Annotated in this window: 14 protein-coding genes and 4 pseudogenes; 4 read left to right on the top strand and 14 right to left on the bottom strand. The window is 60.6% G+C overall.

The genetic code is table 11. The features are described from left to right. Positions 1 to 80: 80 nt before the first annotated feature. Positions 81 to 1,079 (bottom strand): annotated as a pseudogene (locus BM413_RS29295) (IS256 family transposase); the annotation flags it as partial. A gap of 404 nt (positions 1,080 to 1,483) precedes the next feature. Beyond that, positions 1,484 to 2,158 (bottom strand): annotated as a pseudogene (gene istB / locus BM413_RS29290) (IS21-like element helper ATPase IstB); the annotation flags it as partial. Between istB and BM413_RS29285 the strand changes: the two are divergent. Then, a pseudogene (locus BM413_RS29285) lies at positions 2,147 to 2,356 on the top strand (IS6 family transposase); the annotation flags it as partial. The pseudogenes istB and BM413_RS29285 sit on opposite strands and share 12 nt — an antisense overlap. Before the next feature lie 40 nt (positions 2,357 to 2,396). Continuing rightward, a pseudogene (locus BM413_RS33880) lies at positions 2,397 to 2,555 on the top strand (hydrolase); the annotation flags it as partial. 14 nt (positions 2,556 to 2,569) lie between these two features. Here BM413_RS33880 and BM413_RS29275 read toward each other — a convergent pair. From BM413_RS29275 to BM413_RS29260, 4 genes are read right to left on the bottom strand one after another with little or no spacing between them, the layout of a single operon-like run. Further along, positions 2,570 to 4,321, bottom strand: coding sequence for an ABC transporter ATP-binding protein (locus BM413_RS29275; protein WP_244538089.1), 1,752 nt, complete (start codon positions 4,319 to 4,321; stop codon positions 2,570 to 2,572). Between the two features lie 2 nt (positions 4,322 to 4,323). Next, positions 4,324 to 5,157, bottom strand: coding sequence for an ABC transporter permease (locus tag BM413_RS29270; RefSeq protein ID WP_091918381.1), 834 nt, complete (start codon positions 5,155 to 5,157; stop codon positions 4,324 to 4,326). Continuing rightward, positions 5,154 to 6,095, bottom strand: a complete 942-nt coding sequence (locus BM413_RS29265; protein WP_091918380.1) for an ABC transporter permease — start codon at positions 6,093 to 6,095, stop codon at positions 5,154 to 5,156. Before BM413_RS29265 ends, BM413_RS29270 begins: the two co-directional genes overlap by 4 nt. Further along, a complete protein-coding gene (locus tag BM413_RS29260) occupies positions 6,077 to 7,276 on the bottom strand; it encodes a C45 family autoproteolytic acyltransferase/hydrolase (RefSeq protein WP_091918379.1) in 1,200 nt (399 codons plus the stop codon). Before BM413_RS29260 ends, BM413_RS29265 begins: the two co-directional genes overlap by 19 nt. Positions 7,277 to 7,411: 135 nt before the next feature. Between BM413_RS29260 and BM413_RS29255 the strand changes: the two genes are divergently transcribed. Continuing rightward, positions 7,412 to 8,344, top strand: coding sequence for a GntR family transcriptional regulator (locus BM413_RS29255; RefSeq protein ID WP_175544486.1), 933 nt, complete (start codon positions 7,412 to 7,414; stop codon positions 8,342 to 8,344). Between the two features lie 19 nt (positions 8,345 to 8,363). Here BM413_RS29255 and BM413_RS29250 read toward each other — a convergent pair whose 3' ends face one another. From BM413_RS29250 to BM413_RS29230, 4 genes are all read right to left on the bottom strand, one after another. Further along, positions 8,364 to 9,020 (bottom strand): methionine ABC transporter permease, encoded by a 657-nt coding sequence (locus tag BM413_RS29250; RefSeq protein WP_091918377.1) that lies wholly within the window; start codon positions 9,018 to 9,020, stop codon positions 8,364 to 8,366. Further along, a complete protein-coding gene (locus BM413_RS29245; RefSeq protein ID WP_091918376.1) occupies positions 9,001 to 10,095 on the bottom strand; it encodes a methionine ABC transporter ATP-binding protein in 1,095 nt (364 codons plus the stop codon). Before BM413_RS29245 ends, BM413_RS29250 begins: the two co-directional genes overlap by 20 nt. A 113-nt stretch (positions 10,096 to 10,208) precedes the next feature. Further along, positions 10,209 to 11,063, bottom strand: a complete 855-nt coding sequence (locus tag BM413_RS29240) for a MetQ/NlpA family lipoprotein (RefSeq protein WP_091918385.1) — start codon at positions 11,061 to 11,063, stop codon at positions 10,209 to 10,211. Between the two features lie 1,299 nt (positions 11,064 to 12,362). After that, the gene (locus tag BM413_RS29230) at positions 12,363 to 12,887 is read right to left on the bottom strand and encodes a hypothetical protein (protein WP_091918374.1); all 525 of its coding nucleotides are present in this window, start codon (positions 12,885 to 12,887) and stop codon (positions 12,363 to 12,365) included. Positions 12,888 to 14,070: 1,183 nt separating this feature from the next. On the opposite strand from BM413_RS29230, the gene BM413_RS29225 reads away from it, so the two are divergent. Continuing rightward, positions 14,071 to 14,973: a LysR substrate-binding domain-containing protein gene (locus BM413_RS29225; RefSeq protein ID WP_091918373.1), complete on the top strand. Its 903-nt coding sequence runs from the start codon at positions 14,071 to 14,073 to the stop codon at positions 14,971 to 14,973. 14 nt (positions 14,974 to 14,987) lie between these two features. Here the strand turns inward: BM413_RS29225 and BM413_RS29220 are convergent, their stop codons facing one another. Genes BM413_RS29220 through BM413_RS29205 form a run of 4 tightly spaced genes read right to left on the bottom strand, consistent with a single transcriptional unit; the run spans position 14,988 to position 18,411 of the window. Next, complete coding sequence (locus tag BM413_RS29220) at positions 14,988 to 15,506, bottom strand: gluconokinase (RefSeq protein WP_091918384.1); 519 nt, start codon at positions 15,504 to 15,506, stop codon at positions 14,988 to 14,990. 19 nt (positions 15,507 to 15,525) lie between these two features. After that, a complete protein-coding gene (locus tag BM413_RS29215) occupies positions 15,526 to 16,806 on the bottom strand; it encodes a TRAP transporter large permease (RefSeq protein WP_091918372.1) in 1,281 nt (426 codons plus the stop codon). Continuing rightward, positions 16,803 to 17,357 carry a TRAP transporter small permease gene (locus tag BM413_RS29210; RefSeq protein ID WP_091918371.1) on the bottom strand — a complete coding sequence of 185 codons (555 nt, stop codon included), beginning with the start codon at positions 17,355 to 17,357 and terminating at the stop codon, positions 16,803 to 16,805. Before BM413_RS29210 ends, BM413_RS29215 begins: the two co-directional genes overlap by 4 nt. A gap of 55 nt (positions 17,358 to 17,412) precedes the next feature. After that, entirely contained in the window at positions 17,413 to 18,411 is a 999-nt protein-coding gene (locus tag BM413_RS29205; protein ID WP_091918370.1) for a DctP family TRAP transporter solute-binding subunit, read from the bottom strand. Positions 18,412 to 18,439: the final 28 nt, after the last annotated feature.

Raw genomic sequence — 18,439 nt, 5'->3', positions numbered from 1 at the left:
CGCTTTCAACCGGTGCGCCGCGCTTCGCCACGAGGTCGCCCACGCTAGGAAATGATATCACAACCGGAAAGAAAGCGCTTGTCGATCTCATCCGTCGAATGCAGCTTTGCCCGATGCTCCTTCGGGAAGGTCATGTAGGCGAGCACATCGGGTTCGGCGTCGTCGAGGATGGCGGCGAGCTTCGGGACCTTCGGCCGGATCTGATCAGCCACGGCGCGCCACTGGGCGCTGGCTGCCTCGGGCGTCTCCTGGACGAAGGCGGTGGCGATGAAGGCCGAGACGACGCGGCGCCCGCTCTTGCCGGCATGCGCCAGCACGTTCCTCATGAAGTGGACGCGGCAGCGCTGCCATGTGGCCGAGAGAACCTTTGTGACGGCCGCTTTCAGTCCCTCGTGTGCATCGGAGACAACCAGCTTCACGCCGCGCAGGCCGCGTCTGGTGAGCTTGCGCAGGAACTCCGTCCAGATCGGCTCTGCCTCGGAGGTGCCGATCTCCATGCCCAGCACCTCGCGGCGGCCGTCGGTGTTGACGCCTACGGCGACGATGACGGCAACGGAGACGATGCGTCCGCCCCGGCGGACCTTCAGGTAGGGGGCGTCGATCCACAGATACGGCCAGTCGCCCTCGATCGGCCGTTCGAGGAAAGCCTTCACCTTGCCGTCGATCTCCTCGCAGAGCCGCGAGACCTGGCTCTTCGATATCCCCGACATGCCCATCGCCTTGACCAGGTCGTCGACCGAGCGCGTCGATATCCCCTGGACATAGGCCTCCTGGATGACGGCCGTCAGCGCCTTCTCGGCCATGCGGCGCGGCTCGAGAAAGCCTGGGAAGTAAGAGCCTTTGCTGAGCTTCGGGATGCGCAGCTCGACGGTCCCCGCCCGTGTCTCCCAGTCCCGGTCGCGGTAGCCGTTGTGCTGCGCTGTCCAGAGCGGATTCTTCTCGCCATAGGCAGCGCCGGTCGCGGCACCCACCTCCATCTCCATCAGCCGCTCGGCCGCGAAGCCGATCATCTCACGCAAAAGATCGGCATCCGCGCTCTTCTCCACGAGCGTGCGCAGGTTCATCATGTCGTCGGTCATCGGTGGTCCTTCCAGGAACGGGTTGGTGTCGACAACCAGACCCTACCGGAAAGCGCCGATGACCACCGCGCTACCAGCTACACCACGTCCCGGGACGTCACCTGATATTTAGTCGGAATGGCGATCAAAAATGGACTCGCCTCTACTTTGTGATGGTTCCCTCGTGCATCTTATGCGACTTTCGGCGCACGAAACGTGAACATTGCAGATGCGCAACTCTCCTATTGGGTCGACCGTAGGTGGCTCAAAGTTCGGTCGTTACCGGTTGTGTTTCCGGCTCGGAACGTTTCCTGACGCGAATTTCGATCCGCCGCCTCGCTTTAACGTCTCCCTGTTGGTTTCCACTCGGAACTGAGCCGGTTTTTCCACCGAGAAGTGAGCCACCTCTGAGTATGGTTTTCTGATCAGGGTTTGGTCAAGGGATTGGCTTTTTCTCCTCTCTTTTGGGCTGCGGCGGCCGAACTGGCTTTGAAGCGGAAGCTGTCGTTCCCGGTTTCCAGGATATGACAACGGTGGGTCAGGCGGTCGAGCAGCGCGGTCGTCATCTTAGCGTCGCCGAAGACCGTTGCCCATTCGCTGAAGCTGAGGTTTGTGGTGATAACGACGCTGGTCCGCTCGTAGAGCTTGCTGAGCAGGTGGAAGAGCAGCGCTCCGCCTGAGGCGCTGAACGGCAGATATCCAAGCTCGTCCAGGATCAACAGATCGAGGCGGACCAAGGTCTCTGCGATTTGCCCCGCCTTGCCCTTAGCCTTCTCTTGCTCGAGCGCGTTGACCAATTCGATCGTGGAGAAGAAGCGGACCTTTCGGCGATGGTGCTCGATCGCTTGGACACCAAGGGCGGTCGCGACATGTGTTTTTCCTGTGCCCGGCCCGCCGACGAGCACGATGTTCTGTACTCAGTCCATGAACTCGCATCGGTGTAATTGACGCACGGTTGCTTCATTGATCTCGCTGGCGGCGAAGTTGAAGCCGGAGAGATCCTTGTAGGCAGGGAAGCGGGCAGCCTTCATGTGATAGGCTATGGAGCGAACCTCGCGCTCGGCCATTTCGGCCTTCAGCAACTGGGACAGGATCGGCACGACTTACCGCTTCGAAAACGAGAACGGTTGATGCAAGGCTTTCGATCCGCCGGCGGACTGCAACGGTTCATCTCCGTCTTTTCGGCAATTAGAAATCTTTTCGTCCCGTCCCACCACAGGCACTCCGCCCTCACCACCCACATTCATCGTATCCGCGCAATGGCGCTGTGGAGGGCTGTGACCGGCGCGGTGGCTTGATTTCAACCGCAAGGCCTTCGCCTGGCTTTAGTAAAACAACGTGACAGCACCCGTTCCGGACCAGAAGGTGATCAACCGCACCTTCATCAACACCTGGGAAGATCCGAACGTCACCGACATCGTCAAGAAGAGCGGCCGCAAGCAACTCGTCCCGGCGGCGCTCTATACCGAGATCTGCCTGGCCATGCCGGCGATCCAGGCGCTGGCCGAGGGCTATGACGTCTTCATCGTCACCGACGCCTCGGGCGGTGTCACGCTGAGGCGCATGACATGGCCGTGCGCCGCATGGTCGCCACCGGCGCGGTGCCGATCACCTGGATGGCGGTGCTGGGCGACTACATCCACACCCACAAATTTCCGGTCGAGCAGCATCGCCGCATCCAGAAGCCGCTTCGTATACTCGTGCTTCGGATCGTCGAAGACTTCATCGCGGCGGCCGATCTCGACGATGCGCCCATTCTCCATGACGGCGACGCGGTCGGCGACCTGCTCCACGGCGCCGAGATCGTGCGAGACGAACAGGCAGGCAAAGCCGTGACGCTCCTGCAAGCCGCGGATCAGCTTCAGGATCTGCTTCTGAACCGTCATATCGAGAGCCGAGACAGGTTCGTCCGCGACGACGAAAGCGGGCCGCCTCACGATCGCCCGCGCAATGGCGACGCGCTGGCGCTGGCCGCCGGAAAGCTGGTGCGGCAGGCGACGCGCGAACTCCGGCCCGAGACCGACTTCGGAGAAGACCTCCTTCACACGCTCGGCTCGCTGGCGGCGATCCAACGTCGGGTCCAGCTTCAAGGGTTCACCGACGATATCCTCGACGCGCTGGCGCGGATCGAGCGAGGAGTATGGATCCTGGAAGATGATCTGCATCTCGCGGCGCTGGGCGGCTGCACCTTGATCGAGCAGCGATTGACCGCGAAATTCTATCGTCCCACTGGAAGGCTGCACGAGACCGACGATCGCGCGGCCAAGCGTGGTCTTGCCGGAACCCGATGCGCCGACCAGCGCCAGCGTCTCGCCCTTTCCTATCGTCAGGTCCACCCCATGCACCGCGCGCTTGCCTTCTGTCTTCTTGAAAAGCCCGTCACGGCCTGGATAATCGATGACGATATTCCTGAGTTCGATCAATGGCTCGCCTGCGTGATCCGCGCGAGCACCGCCAGCGGAACGGCGTGGCAGGGCATCGACAAGGCGCTTCGTATACTCGTGTTTCGGGCCATGCAGCACTTGCGTGCTTTCACCCTGCTCGACGGCAACGCCCTTGTGCATAACCACGACGTTGCGGACGTAATGAGACACCATGCCGAGATCATGACTGATGAGCAGGACGCTGGTCTGGTTCTCGGTCGTCAGCTCTACCATCAGGTTGAGCACATCGCGCTGAACCAGCGTGTCGAGCGCCGTCGTGGGCTCGTCGGCGATCAGAAGATCAGGCTTCAGCAGCATCACCGAGGCCAGCATGATGCGCTGACGCATGCCGCCGGAGAACTCATGCGGGAAAGCCGCCAGGCATTTCGCCGGCTCATGAATTCGGATGCGTTCCAGCATCGCCAGGCAACGATCCCTAATTTCGGCCTTCCCAAGCCGGTGGTGCAGAAGTAGGCCCTCCGCCATCTGGTCGCCGACGGTCATCGATGGATTGAGGGAGACCATCGGTTCCTGGAATACCATGCCGATCCGCGCGCCGCGTATCTTGCGCATGGCCGCTGGTGGCAGGCGTGGAAGCTCCGTATCGCGAAAGCGGATGCTGCTGTCCGGCGTCACTATTAGCGGTGGCGGGAGCAATCCAAGAACGGCGCGCGCGGCCATTGTCTTACCCGAACCAGATTCACCGACCAGAGCCAGCATATCGCCGGGCGCGATCGAGAAACTCAAGCCGTCAACAACCTTGCCTCCGTCCGGGCCGATTTGTACCGAGAGATTGTCGACGGCGAGGATCGGCGACGGCACGTCTGATTGCGGTGTCATGGTCAGCTCTGCATCTTAGGGTCAAGGCGGTCGCGGATTGCGTCGCCCAGCATGTTTACGCCGAGAAGCGTGATCGAGATGCACAGGCCGGGCAGGATGATGAGATGCGGCGACTGGCTGATATAAGGCCGCGCCGTTGCCAGCATGTTGCCCCAACTCGGCGCCGGCGGCGGCACGCCCAGGCCAAGGAAGCTTAATGCGCTTTCCGAAAGAATGATCCAGCCGAACATGGTGGTCGCCAAGACGGTAATGGGTGCCACGCAATTGGGTAAGACATGCCGCGCCATCGTGATGATCTCTCTATTGCCCATGACGCGCGATGCCTCAACGAATTCCCGCTCGCGAATGGATAGCACCGCGCCGCGAACGACGCGCACCACCACCGGCAGATAGGCAAGACCGAGTGCTATGATGATACCGTTGCGGCTCGCGCCGAACACCGCCATGAAGCCCAGTGCCAGGAGCAGGCCGGGAAACGCCAGCAGCGCATCATTGAACGTCATCAAAATGCGATCGATCCAGCCCCGCAAAAACCCGGCGATGACGCCAACGATCACGCCGAAGAAAATGGCAAAGGCGACAGTGGAGAATGCGATCCAGGCGCTGGTGCGCGCACCATAAATTAGCCGGCTTAGGACATCGCGCCCGAATTCATCGGCACCTAGCAGATGGGCCGGCGACGGCCCCTTTAGGCGCGACAGAAGGTCAAGCTTGAGCGGATCGTAAGGTGCAAACCAGGGCCCGGCGATCGCGACGAACAGAAGCAGCGCTACGACGATGCCGCCGACCAGACCGTTGAAGCGCATCCGCGGCTGTTTCATAACGCGAGCGATCATGTCGTGACCCTCGGATCAAGAAGCGGATAGACGAGATCGACGGCCAGATTGACCACAACATAGATGAAGGCGATGAACAGCATGCAGCCCTGCACGACGGGATAGTCTCGGGCATAGATTCCATCGACCAGCAGCCGTCCGAGACCGGGTATGGTGAAGACGGTTTCGATGACGGCAATATTGGCGAGCAGGCTGCCCAGAATAAGGCCAATAAGAGTCCATGTCGGCGCAAAGGCGTTCTTGAAGGCGTGCCGCCACATGACGGCTGGTTCCGACAGGCCCTTGGCGCGTGCATGGGTGATGTAGTCCAGCCGCGCAACTTCGATCGTGCTTGCTCGGGCCATGCGGGCGATCGAGCCGGATTCAACCATGACCAGCGTGGCAACGGGCATGATGGTGTAGAGCAGCGCGCCGGTGAAGTCGCGCCCGAAGGGAACATAACCGACCACAGGCAGCCAACCCAGCCAGAGCCCGAATACCATGAGCATCATGAGGCCGAGCCAGAAACTCGGGATCGACAAGAGCAGCGTCGATGTCGCGATGACCGCGATGTCACTGAAACGGTCCTGCCGCCAGGCGGCGAACATGCCCGCAGGTACAGCGATCAGCGAAGCTAGAAAGACGGCAAGAAGAACGATCGTTGCCGACACGGAAAAGCGCTCAAGAATAAGCGGCAGGACTGCCTGGTGCGTAGAGATCGACTGGCCGAAGTCGCCCGAAACGACATTGCCGAGCCAGATCAGATATTGAACGACAACGGGCTGATCGAGGCTCATCTGACGGCGCAATGCCTCGACCTGTCCCGGTTGCGCGAGATCACCCAGCATCAATGTCGCGGGGTCACCCGGAATAAGCCGTATGAGAGCAAATACCGTGATCGACACGATCAGCAGGGTCGGGATCGCCGTAGCGATCCGGCTCAGGAGGAAGCGGACCATCGTTTCTCCCCGTGTTTGGCGGCGACGCCATTTGCAAGACCACTTGTGCTGGAAAGCCTGACGAGCAGCGCTTCATCCATCTTCAAATCATAGCCGGTGAATGCACGATTGATTGCCGGCAGCGGTGCAATTTCCATCATGCCTTTCGCAGGCTCGCAGACGATCATCGCAACGGTGGCGGAGAGGTTGCCGCCCTCCTTCTTCATCGGCGCACGGCACACGCAAAAGGGTGCTGCAAAATCGTCGAACAGCGCGTTCTTCAAATCATCTGCGACGATGTCGCCGTTGCGCGCAGATAGAAGTTTTTCGATGCGGTGATCGCGATAAAGACTGTCCGGCACGCTGGCTAGACCCGTCTCCTTGAGCTTCGCAAGCGCCACCTGGCTTTGCCAGTGATTGGCGTGCACGATCATCCCGTTCTTGGGATAGATCGGAAAAGCCTCGTCCGGCGCACATTCCAGATCAACCGCATAGCCTTCGGCCGTGCTGACCATCATGTTGTTCGAGCCGGATTTCGGCGTAATCGCGACGACGCGAAGCGCCAGGGCGAAATGCTGCGCCTCCAACGCACGCCGGCGGATGAACGGCAAGGGGATGCCAATTTCGCGATAGTCACGATCGGATTCGAGATAGTTGGCCGTTACCGTTATGCCGGCCGAATTGAAGCCGCTGCGCGCCAGGCCGCCGGCTTCCGTGAAGGTCAGGACATCGGGGCCGTCGTCGCGCAGGATTCTCAGCACGATCGAGGTGTCGGCGCATTCGGCCTTCCAGTCCCAGTTCTGGCCATGGATGAGTGCGCCATCCCGTGTCGCTTCAGGCAGGATGACAGCGCCGGTACAGCCATCCGGCTCGTCGTCGCCGACGCCTTTTTCACGGCGCGCCAGTTGAAGCACCTCTGTTCGCGCATTGACGAGCACGACGGAGGTGAGATCGACAGCCGCGCCGGCTGCAATTCCCTCCATTTCCTCAACCAGATCGGGCGCCCATTCCTTGATGTTCGGCAGGAATATCGTGACGAGCCGGGATACGTCTTCAGAGCTGAAACCGAGCCGACGCAATTGCTCCTCGTAGAGGCTGGCGGAAAGCCTGACGCGCTCACGCGCCTCTTCGCCATACATACGCCCGCGCTCGCTTGGCGTTCCCCGGACTTCAACGAGAGGGAAAGGGGCAATGTCAGTCATCAAATAAAGCCTCGGCAGTCGCGTTTCAAATTAGCATAGTGCATTTTGATTAAATGAAAAGCACAAATTCACATGGTTTTAGGGGTTCGCGTTGCGTTGTGTTACGTCTATAATGCGCTTCGCACGGGAGACCTCATGGACGAGACAACGAGTGATGAGCACGAACACGCGGAAGGCCCGAGCCCGCTTCAGATCGATCTGGCGCGGCGTATCCTTGAGCGAATCCGCGATTTCGAGCTGGGCATCGGCACCCGGATCTCGGCGCCGGAACTCGCCCGCGCTTTCGGCGTGTCGCGGTCTCCGATCAGTGCCGCGCTCGACATGCTGGTGGAAAAAGGCGTGCTGCAGCCGACGGAAAAGCGTGGGCTTCGCATCGCCTTGGACATCTCGGGCATAGATATCCACGAGCTGCTGCCGAGTTCGCCGATTGAAGTTTTGTATCGACAAATGATGCGCGAGCGGGCATCGGGGGAGCTTCCGCAAGATGTGTCAGAAGCCGAACTGATGCCGCGCTATGGCGTTTCGCGAGGCATCGTGCGCAAGCTGCTGATGCGTTTTGCAGCAGAGGGACTGGCGCAGCGCCTACCCGGGCATGGCTGGCGCTTCGTCGACTCGCTGGTCGGCGACCAGGCTTATCGCGAGAGCTACGAATTTCGCATCGTCGTCGAGTGCGCTGCATTGCGGGCGCCGGCGTTCAATGCCGACCCCGAACATCTGGGACAGGTCCGCCGTGCGCATGAGCGCATCCTGAAGGACCCTCAGGCCAGCACAGGCGGCGACGAGTGGTTTCGCGTGAATGCGTCGTTCCACGAAAGCCTGGCCGCCTGTTCGGGAAACCGGTTCCTGGTGGACGCCGTGCGGCAGCAGAACAATCTCCGGCGCATGCACGAATCGGGCGTATTCCTCGAGCTTCCGGTCGAACGCATCGAGCAATCCTGCCGTGAGCATCTGGCCATTCTCGACGCGGTGGAGGCGGGCGACATGGAATGGGCAGAAGCGATGCTGCGCCAGCACCTGCGACAGGCGTCTGAGTTCCGATGGCCGCCGCAATCGGCTCAAGATTCCTGATGCATTTCGCTGATTGGCCTCACGCCTTGTGGTCGAGATAGGCGACCAGGCGGTCGCCGACCCACTGGATGGCGCAGACCATGACGATCAGCACGACCACGACCGCGATCATGATATTCGTCTCGAAGCGCTGATAGCCGTAGCGGATGGCGAGGTCGCCCAATCCTCCGGCGCCGATCGCGCCGGCCATGGCTGATGCCCCGACGAGCGTCACCAAGGTTACCGTAAAACCAGCGACAATGCCCGGAAGCGCTTCCGGCACCAGCACTTCACGGATGATGGTCCAGCGGTTGCCGCCCATGGCGCGCGCCGCCTCGATCAACCCGCGATCGACCTCACGCAGCGACACTTCGGCGATGCGGGCATAGTACGGCGTTGCGGCAATGGAGAGCGGTACGATCGCCGCCCAGGTGCCGATCGAAGTGCCGACAATCAGCCTTGTGACCGGTATCAGCGCCACGAGCAGGATGATGAACGGCACGGATCGGAAACCATTGATGACCGTTCCAAGGACGCGGTTGACCCACAAGTTCTCGGCAATGCCGCCACGGTCTGTGGCGACAAGAGCCAGGCCCAGTGGCAGGCCGACGACGAGCGAGATGACACCGGAAGCGGCGGTCATCAACACCGTCTCCCACAGCGAGCGAAGCAGTAGATCAATCATTACCGGTGACATAACCAAGCACCTCCACCCGGGCATTGCGGGTCTTCAGGAATTCGACAATTTTGGCGACATGATCAGCCTCGATCGCGGGCACGCCGAGAAACAGGCTCGCCACTGGCTGGCGCTGGACATGATCGACGCCGCCATGGATCAGCCGGAAAGAACCCGGTACCGCGGCGGCCAGATCGGAAAGCAGCGGGCTTCGCGCCGCCTCCCCGGCAACATCGATCCGCAAGATCGCTTCCTTGCCGGCCGGCTTCAGCAACACAGAAATCTCCGCCGGCAGTTGCGGGCGGATGCCCCCGAGCAGGCTCTGAGTGATGTGCGACTTCGGATCGGCAAAGACCGACCAGACAGGCCCCTCCTCTACAATCCGGCCGGCATCGATCACCGCAACGCGGTCGGCAATGCTGCGGACCACTTCCATCTCATGCGTGACCAGCAGGACGGTCAGTCCGAGTTGCCGGTTTATGTCCTTGAGCAGTGCTAGAATGGACCGCGTCGTCTCGGGATCCAGCGCCGAAGTCGCCTCGTCCGACAGGAGCAAAGCCGGCCGTGCCGCGAGCGCGCGGGCAATGCCGACGCGCTGCTTCTGGCCGCCGGAGAGTGATGCCGGATAGGCTTTGGTTTTCTCCGAAAGGCCGACCAGTTCGAGAAGCTCGGCGGCACGCTTGCGACGCTCGGCCTTGGAGCGCCCTTCTATCTTCAGCGGCAGCGCCACATTGTCCTCGACGGTTTTCGCCGAGAGAAGATTGAAATGCTGGAAGATCATGCCGATGCGACGGCGCAGCGGCTGTAGATCGCGCTCGCCAAGCTGGGCAATATCCCGGCCCTCGATAAATATCTGGCCGGAATCGGGGCGTTCCAGACCGTTAAGGCAGCGGATCAGCGTCGACTTGCCGGCACCGCTGCGGCCGATGATGCCCAGAACCTCGCCCTTGCCGACGGAGAGCGATATGTCGTCGATGGCCGGCGTCATGCCGAACCGGCGTTTGACGTCGACCAGGCGAACGACCTGCTCAGGCGCCGGCGGATCGCCCTTCGCCGGCAGATCACCGGCCTCAGTGATGGCAAAGTGCTGGGTCATTTCGGGTTCCTTTCCCGACAGCCGGGAATCTGGCTGCAAAACGCAGAACGAGACTGCCCGCAGCCTGAGCCGCGGGCAGCCTCATGATTGGAACAAAGGCGCTTCGGCAAGCGTCAATAGGCGCTGATGCCGGTGCCCTTGTAGACGCGGTCGAACTCGGCCTTCACGGCCTCGTTCTGATACGAGGCAACCAGCCCCTTGACCCATGGCTCGTTCTCGCTGCCGGCCTTCACGGCGATGAAGTTGCGGTAGGGATTGTCGGCGACCGGCTCCTGGGCAATACGGTTTTCCGGCGTAAGGCCGCTCTTCAGCGCCCAGTCGGTGTTCACCACGGCGGCGTCGAGGTCTTCCACCGAACGTCCGACGATGCCGGCATCAAGTTCCTTGATGTTCACCTTCTTCGGGTTCTCGGTGATGTCGGCGATCGTCGCCAGAATGCCGGTGCCGTCCTTGAGCTTGATAACGCCCTCGTTCTGCAGCACGCGAAGCGCGCGGCCCTCGTTGGACGGATCGTTCGGCACGCCGATCACCGCACCCTCCGGAAGGTCGGCGATCTTGGTGAACTTCTTGGAGTAAAGGCCGATCGGCCAGACGCCGGTGTAGCCGACCGAAACGATGTGGTAGCCCTGGGTCTTGATCTGGTTGTCGAGATAGGGCTGATGCTGGAAGGCGTTGGCGTCGATCTCGCCGCGTTCCAGCGCTTCGTTGGGCTGGGTGTAATCGTTGAATACGACCGTCTCGATCGTCAGGCCGTTCTTGGCGGCCTGTTCTGTGACGACGCGCCAGACGTCCTCATCCTCACCGCTGATGATGCCGACTTTGATCGATTTCTTGTCCTCGGCGAAGGACGGCGACGGCGTGGCGATATTCACGAAAGCGACCCCGGCGGCGAGCAATGCCGCGAGAGCTGCACGGCGGGAAATGGCTTGCGAGAACAATCGTAGCCGGGTTTTTGCGAATGCGGTCATGATGGATTCCTGTTGAAACCTGTTGCCGGAATTGGAGGGCCGCGCCTGTCGCGAAGCCTTGCCCATATCGTCTGGAATGCCCGCCGTTTAAGCAAAGGACTGTTTTTTGCGCATTTCGCAAAGGCGAGAATATCGTCTTAAAAATGTTGCAGGTGCGAGCAGAACGAACCTGGGTGGAGACGCAGCGTCTCCCTCCCCCTTGAGGGGAGGGCGACGGCAAGCCGCCGGGTGGGGTCGTTGCGGCAGTGCTCGACGTTCAGTACGGCATAAACGACCCCCTCTGGCGCTTCGCGCCATCTCCCCCTCAAGGGGGGAGAAAACGCAGGCGCAGTTTCTCTATCGCCACGCCCGGTTTTCACCGTCTGGCCATTGTCAAAGATTGGGAAGCGGGGCGCCTGGCCGTGCCTTCCTAATGTTTAGTACGTGGCGCGACTTCCGCGCCCCGCTCGTTAGTCACTCGAAAAGCCAAATCGTTGGCTTTTCGTCCGCTGCGCGGACCGTTCCTAACCTGTCCCGAAGTTGGCCGGTCACAACGCCCGCTCCATGTACATTCCATGGACAAGACGCCGCGGCTTCTCCGCATGGTTTTGGGCAGTGGCATTTGCGCCGTGCTCGTTCCACGCCGGCCTGTGTCGGGCCCTCGGGTCCCTGGCTACCACACCAGGGCGGGAGGTCACCGCCACTCCCCCTTGATCCCGGTTCCAGACCCGGTCCCGCAGGAGCGATGGGGGGATTATGGAGGAGTGGTTTGAGGGTGGGGAAAGATTGGGCGTGAAAAAATGTGTGGGGTGAATGGAAACAATGGGTTGAGTGGAAATTGGGTGGAAATCTTTCCTCCACTTCGCAAGCTTCATCTTCGATGGTTCCGGCATTATGGAGCAAGTGCCACAAGATTCCCCTGAAGCCATCGGCGATACTCTAGGACCTGAAAACTGGAGTATTGCGAATGGCGGCTATTGTCGCGGAGTTGAAGGCGCGGCTGGCCGAAATCACCGCAAAAGTGCAGGAACTGCGAGCTGAGATCGCAGCGCTCGAGGGTCAGAGAACAGCATTCGAGACTGTGATCAGATCCTATGACCCGACCTATCACCCGAGTTCAATCGCCTGCAAAGCGCGGTGCGGCATCGCTCGATGCCGCCAATAAACGCGTGACTGAGCTTCTCAAGGGCAGAAACAACAGGCATCTCGCTCTTGATATCCTGAGACGCGCTGGTCGTCCGCTCACATCGCTCGATATGGCGTAGCAGTTCATTGCCGATGAAGGCCTTGAGAGCGAAATCGACTGCTGTTCGAGGTCTATCAGGGTTCGACAGCTTCAAGCGAGTGAACATCGAGTGTTTTCATGGCAATACGAGCGTTCAAACGGCGAGCCGCACGGCCAGCAAGAAACCATTTTCTGACGTTGCTAATGTTGAAGCGAGGTTTCCGCTTTGCGGACTTCTCCGCCCTGGCGAGAAGATCTTCGACTTCGTCGATACGATAGAGTCCACCCATGACCGGCAGAGGCATCTCTCTTTTCTGAAGTGATTGCTTCGAAACGCCAAGCTTCTCAGCAACCTCTCCCTGGCTCACCAAGTCAGGCCGTGCTTCTCGAAGTTCCGTGCCTGCAGGGAGATTTTTCATGATTGCCTTGGCTGCGGCAACCATAATGGCCTCCGCATCATCGCCTTCGACCTCGAGTTCAACGCCAAGAAGACGTGGGTTGCCCGTTCCGATGACAGCATCTTCAAAACCAGCTTCGAAGACAGCATCCGACAGATCAAAGGAATCGTATTCGCCTTCCGGCAAACCGAAAACGAGCTCAAACTCGAACTGCTCAGCCATTGTCTTCTTCCTTTTCCTTCTTTAGCGGGCTCGTGCAGGCCATTGCCTTGCTCCGGAGCTTTGCGGCATGGCTCGCCGCATTCTGTGGTGTCGAATTGACTGTCATCTGACAGTATTGCCCGCAGCGACAATCCTCTGTCGGCTGCGGGCACCTCAAGCTCCTGCAGGACATTCTCGACCTCCTTCTTTGGATGCCTATTCCGTGCCACACAGATATCTCCCACCACATAAGTTGTCAACCGACAACTTAAAACTTAATTCCACCGTGGCCGTTCCCTTGCGCCACTCATGTTTGCTCATCGGCAACGCGGCCTCACGGCCAGGCTGATACAAGGTGCGGGTGATCGGAATCTAGTGCGGGTAAGCAATGTTTGTTCAGCTAAAGCGGCTTCGTTAACGGCATCAGCGAATGAATGCTCAGCCGAACCAAATTCCGAACGGGATCGACACTCACTATTCCTGGTGAAGCGTCTTCATCACTACTTTGATGTGCGTGATTTTCAGCAATAGCAACGCGATAGCCTCAGATCGGTGGCGTCTGCTGAATCTCGGTTATCGGCAGATTCTCATCATGGTTCGATTGGCAGACGAACTGTTGTGGCATTTGCTCCATAATGCCGGATGGTTCTGCACCGCAGTGAACTTCATTGATGTCCCGGCATGGATCCCCGTCGCAAGAGCGACCCACGCCCTTCGCTTCGCTCGTGCTGCGACCCGAGGATGACGAATTGCGTGTTTGGCTCTAGCTAATCGACAACGCTGGCTCGCGGCTGTTGCGTCTTTGGCCAGCAACAACGTTTGCGATTGGCTGCGACACCCACCACCTCGTCATCCTCGGGTCGCAGCACGAGCGAAGCGAAGGGCGGAGACCCGGGGATCCATGCCGGAGCCTCAAAGAAGAACGCAACGGTGCAGAATGTATCAGCGTCAGGACCGGGCCGCGCCTAACCTGCGCTTCACTCCGGTTCCCGGGATGACGATTTCACGATTGTCACCGCTAATTGCCAAGGTCGACGAACTGCATGTTCTGCCTTCGCCAATAGTCAATGGGGACGAGAGCTTGAGAACCTCACAACTGTTACCGCTAGTCCCGGCCTCAACGGCGGCACGAAACCTTCAGCTATCACATTAGCGAAAATCCGCTATCGTTGAAAAAACGTTAGTCAGGCTAAACGGTTCAATCATGCAGATACCGATCAGAGCGATCTGGGTGTTTCATACCGCCGCGCGCGCCGGCAGTATTTCCAAGGCTGCGGAAGAGCTGAGCGTCACGCCCTCGGCGGTCAGCCAGCAGATCCAGGCGCTGGAGGTGCAGCTCGGTGTGACGCTAATGACCAAGATGGGCCGCGGCATCGTGCTGACTGAGGCGGGCGAGCGCTATTTCGCCACCATCACCGACGAGATCGAAGGCATTGCCGAGGCGACGAACACCATTCGCGGCTATCGCTCGATCACTGCGCTGACCGTGCGCGCCACACCAACATTTTCGGCCAAGTGGCTGCTGCCTCGCCTCGGCTCGTTTCTGGACAATCATCCGGATCTCGAGATGAGGCTTGATGGCACCAACGAGCCGACTGATTTCAACCGTGAACTCGTCGATGTCGAGATCCGTCACGGCGACGGGCGCTGGCCGGGCCTGTTCGTCGAAGGCGTGGCGGAGGAGGAGTTTTTGCCGGCCTGCGCGCCACATTATGCGGCGGCGGGTAGCCTGGATGCAGCCGACCTGCCGAGCCACCGGCTGATCCATTCGGTGAAGTCGCAGGCGCAATGGGGACGCTGGTTTTCACTCGCCGGCGTGGACCCAAAGGAGCGCTGGCGCCGTGTGCTGTTCGACCGCAGCCATATGGCGATTGATGCAGCCGTGGACGGCATGGGCATCGCGCTGGAAAGCACGTTGATGATGGAAAGCGAACTGGCGAGCGGGCGGCTGGTCTGCCCCGTCAAGGCGCCGCCGCAGGTGCGGCTGATCACGCAATGGATCGTCTGTCCGCGCGACCATCTGCGGCAGAAGAAGGTGCGGCTTTTCCTCGACTGGCTGCGTAGCGAGGGCAGCGCGTGGCAGGCGCGGAACCTACCCGCCGCCTAATTGTCCGCGAGTACCTACTCGGCACGCAAGACGGCTACGGTCTGCGCAACGATTTCGGCCGGCGTCAGTGCAATATCGAGACGGACTGGGTTCTCCTCGTCAGTCGGCGGCTCCAGCGTTGCAAGTTGGCTCGCCAGCAGCGAGGTGGTGGCGAAGTGGCTCTTGCGCGCTCCAAGCCTCTGCTCGATCAGTGCTGCCGATCCTTCGAGAAACAGGAACCGGACGGGGCCGAGCCGGTCGCGCATGAAGTCTCGATAGCGCCGTCTCAGCGCCGAACAGGCGATGACCACTGGGCGGCCCGGCTCTGCAAGGGCGGCATCGCAGATGGCGGCGAGCCATGGCCAGCGCTGCTCGTCGGTAAGGCCGATGCCCTGCCGCATGCGTTCGACATTTTCCGCACTGTGCAGCCTGTCAGCCTCGATCCATTGGCAGGCTAGGGCTTCGGCAAGACGGCTGGCGATTTCCGTCTTGCCGGTGCCGGCTATGCCCATGACGACAAGGAAATCCGATCTGGCGGCAACTGCGTTCTTCATGCCGATGGTCATAACCGGTCTAGTAAAGCCCGAGCAAGCGGATTGGTCCGAGCGTCAGCACCGGGAACAGCACCAGCGCCAGGATTGCCGCGACCAGCACCGACATCGGAGCAAGCGAGCCTTTCACCACATCCTCGATCGACATTTTTGCCACTTGCGCTACTGCGAAGAGGCAGACGCCTACCGGCGGCGTGACGAGCCCGAGCGTCAGCGTGATGACCATAACGATGAGGAAGTGCATAGGGTCGACCCCCATCGAGACGGCCGGCGGCATCAGCACCGGAATGAGGATGAACATCGCGGCGATCGCATCCATGAACATGCCAACGACGATCAGGAACAGGAAGATCAGCACCAGCGTCGTGGTCGGCCCGTTGCTGATATGGCTGAGGAAGGTCGCGACCTGCGCCGGCAGGCCGTCATAGGTGAAGACCCATGCGCCGAGCTTGGCGGTGGCGGCGATGAACAGGATGGTGCCGGAGACGCGCGCCGTTTCCATGAAGATGCCGGGCAATTCCCTGAGCGGGATGGTGCGGTAGAGCACCACCGCCAGGAACAGCGTGTAGAGCACGGCGATCGCGGCTGCCTCCGTCGGCGTGAAATAGCCGTCGACGATACCGATGAGCAGGATGACCGGTGTCAGCATCGGCAGGATGGCGGCAAGGCCGGTGGTGATCACAAGGCGCAGGTTGAACGGCGTCGGCGGGTTGTAGCCATGGCGCACGGCGTAGAAGTGATTGAACACCATGAACATGAAGGCGATGAACAGGCCAGGGATCAGGCCTGCCACCAGCAGCGTGCCGATCGAGACATTGGCGATCGACCCGGCGATGACGACGAGGATCGATGGCGGGATGATGGACGACAGCGTGGAAGTGCAAAGCGTCATGCCGACGGCATAGCCCTTGGGAAAGCCGTGGCGCTCCATGGCCTTGATCTCGATGGCGCCGATGGAGGCGATGTCGGCGACCGAGGAGCCCGAGACGCCGCCAAAGATGACCGAGGAGACCACATTGACGTGGCCGAGCCCACCCGGCATCCAGCCGACCATGGCGCCGGCGAAGTCGAACAGTTTTTCGGCAACGCGGCCGCGCTCCATAAGCACGCCGACGAGGATGAACAACGGTACGGCGACGAGGAGGAAGGAATTCATCGCCGAGAACATGCTCTGCGACAGGAGGTCGATCGGCGTCGAGGTGAACATTAGCATGGCGGCGACGCTGGCGAGCCCAAGCGCAACGGCGAGCGGAACGCCAAGTGCCGAAAGCAGCAGGAAGATGACGAGCAATGCGATACTCATGACGATTTTCCTGCGTTGGTGATGACGTCAGCGTCTTCGCTGCGGATTGCCGGGAACGCGTCTTCGGGCAGGGCAATCAGGTCACGCCGTGTGCGGAGCGATTCGATGATGGCAAGGATAGCGAGCACTGCCGAAACCGGCATGATGATACCGATGACCCACATGGGAACCGCGAGGGTTGCCGCGGTCTCGTTCATCATCAGCTGCTGCTTGACCAACGTGATGCCGGTCCAGCCCATGAGGATGAAAAACAGGACGGAGGAAATGACATAGATCGGCACCGCCAAGCGCCGGAACAGCCTAGGCACGGCACCTATGAAGACGGTGACGCGCGCGGTCTCGACGGTGCGGAAGCCGGCGGACAGACCGAGGAAGATCATCCAGACGAAGAGATAGCGGGTGGCCTCCTCGGTCCATGAAACCGGTACGCCGAGGAGGCGGCTGGACACCTGCAGGAGCACGACGACGAGAACGCCGAAGACGGCAACCCCGGCGGCCACGTCGGTCAACAGCGTGACGATCTTGCCGAAAGTGGATGTGTTGTGGGCCATGACGCCTCCTCCCTTTCCGGACCCGCCTGTTGGCAGGTCCGGTCAACCGGGTTTACTACTGCTTGCCGACCGCCGCGACCGTCTTGTCGAAGAAGGCCTGGTCCTTGACGAGGCCGGCGAAGACCGGGAACAGTTCCTTCGACACGGCGACGAATGCCTGCTGCTGCTCGGACGTCAGGCGGTTGGTCTGCATACCGTGCTTTTCGAGCTCGGCGATCGAGGATTCGGCCGTTGCCGCGTCGTTCTCGACCTTCCAGGCCTCCGCTTCCTTGGCGGCCTCGGTGATTGCCGCCTTCTCCGCGTCGCTCAGCGCTTCATATTTGGCTGGGTTGATGCCCAACACCCAGCCATCGGCCATGTGATTGGTGATCGAGACGTATTTCTGCACCTCGTAGAACTTGGCGCTGACCGGCACGTTGATCGGGTTTTCCTGGCCGTCGACGACCTTCAACTGCAAGGCGTTGTAAACTTCGGCGAAGGCCATCGGCGTCGGGGCCGCACCCAGTTTCTTGAAGAACTCGACCCAGAGCGGATTGTTGGGCACGCGGAACTTCATGCCGGCGAGATCGGCGGGCTTCTCGATCGCATGGCGCGAATTGGTCATCTGGCGGAAGGGGCGCGTCCACAGGTTGATGCCCTTGATGCCGATATTGTTAAGATCGGAAATAAGCTCCTGACCCTGCTCTCCCGCCAGATAGGTGCGCAGCTGCGCCTCATCGTCGAACAGATAGGGGATCGAGATGGCCGAGAATTTCGGGTTGAAATTGGCATAGAGCGATGTCGCCAGAACCAGCATGTCGAGCGAGCCGCCGGCCAGCTGCTTCACCGCAGCCGATGGATCGCCGCCGTAGAGGGTTCCGTTCGGGAATACTTTTACCGTGACCTCGCCATTGGTCTTGGCGGCGACCAGTTCGGCAAATTTGTTTGCCGCAACCGTGATCTCCGAACCGTCGGGATCGGGCGTAGACAGCGTCAGCGTCGCGCCGGCGTGAGCTGCGGTTGCGACGAACATTGCGGCTGCAGTCAGCAGGCCGCGTATCGAAAGGTGCTTCATTTTATTCTCCTCCACTTGTCTTCAGATG

Source organism: Mesorhizobium sp. YR577, assembly GCF_900116595.1.
GTDB lineage: Bacteria > Pseudomonadota > Alphaproteobacteria > Rhizobiales > Rhizobiaceae > Mesorhizobium_M.
Note: the sequence above shows the minus strand (reverse complement) of the source record. Positions and strands in the feature narration are given on the sequence as shown.

What these genes read in the sequence shown, in the direction of transcription:
- BM413_RS29215 (WP_091918372.1), bottom strand. Translation starts at nt 16,806, where the DNA reads ATGAGTATCGCATTGCTCGTCATCTTCCTGCTGCTTTCGGCACTTGGC.
- BM413_RS29205 (WP_091918370.1), bottom strand. Translation starts at nt 18,411, where the DNA reads ATGAAGCACCTTTCGATACGCGGCCTGCTGACTGCAGCCGCAATGTTC.
- BM413_RS29265 (WP_091918380.1), bottom strand. Translation starts at nt 6,095, where the DNA reads ATGGTCCGCTTCCTCCTGAGCCGGATCGCTACGGCGATCCCGACCCTG.
- BM413_RS29240 (WP_091918385.1), bottom strand. Translation starts at nt 11,063, where the DNA reads ATGACCGCATTCGCAAAAACCCGGCTACGATTGTTCTCGCAAGCCATT.
- BM413_RS29250 (WP_091918377.1), bottom strand. Translation starts at nt 9,020, where the DNA reads ATGTCACCGGTAATGATTGATCTACTGCTTCGCTCGCTGTGGGAGACG.
- BM413_RS29225 (WP_091918373.1), top strand. Translation starts at nt 14,071, where the DNA reads ATGCAGATACCGATCAGAGCGATCTGGGTGTTTCATACCGCCGCGCGC.
- BM413_RS29255 (WP_175544486.1), top strand. Translation starts at nt 7,412, where the DNA reads ATGGACGAGACAACGAGTGATGAGCACGAACACGCGGAAGGCCCGAGC.
- BM413_RS29275 (WP_244538089.1), bottom strand. Translation starts at nt 4,321, where the DNA reads ATGACACCGCAATCAGACGTGCCGTCGCCGATCCTCGCCGTCGACAAT.
- BM413_RS29220 (WP_091918384.1), bottom strand. Translation starts at nt 15,506, where the DNA reads ATGAAGAACGCAGTTGCCGCCAGATCGGATTTCCTTGTCGTCATGGGC.
- BM413_RS29210 (WP_091918371.1), bottom strand. Translation starts at nt 17,357, where the DNA reads ATGGCCCACAACACATCCACTTTCGGCAAGATCGTCACGCTGTTGACC.
- BM413_RS29260 (WP_091918379.1), bottom strand. Translation starts at nt 7,276, where the DNA reads ATGACTGACATTGCCCCTTTCCCTCTCGTTGAAGTCCGGGGAACGCCA.
- BM413_RS29230 (WP_091918374.1), bottom strand. Translation starts at nt 12,887, where the DNA reads ATGGCTGAGCAGTTCGAGTTTGAGCTCGTTTTCGGTTTGCCGGAAGGC.
- BM413_RS29245 (WP_091918376.1), bottom strand. Translation starts at nt 10,095, where the DNA reads ATGACCCAGCACTTTGCCATCACTGAGGCCGGTGATCTGCCGGCGAAG.
- BM413_RS29270 (WP_091918381.1), bottom strand. Translation starts at nt 5,157, where the DNA reads ATGATCGCTCGCGTTATGAAACAGCCGCGGATGCGCTTCAACGGTCTG.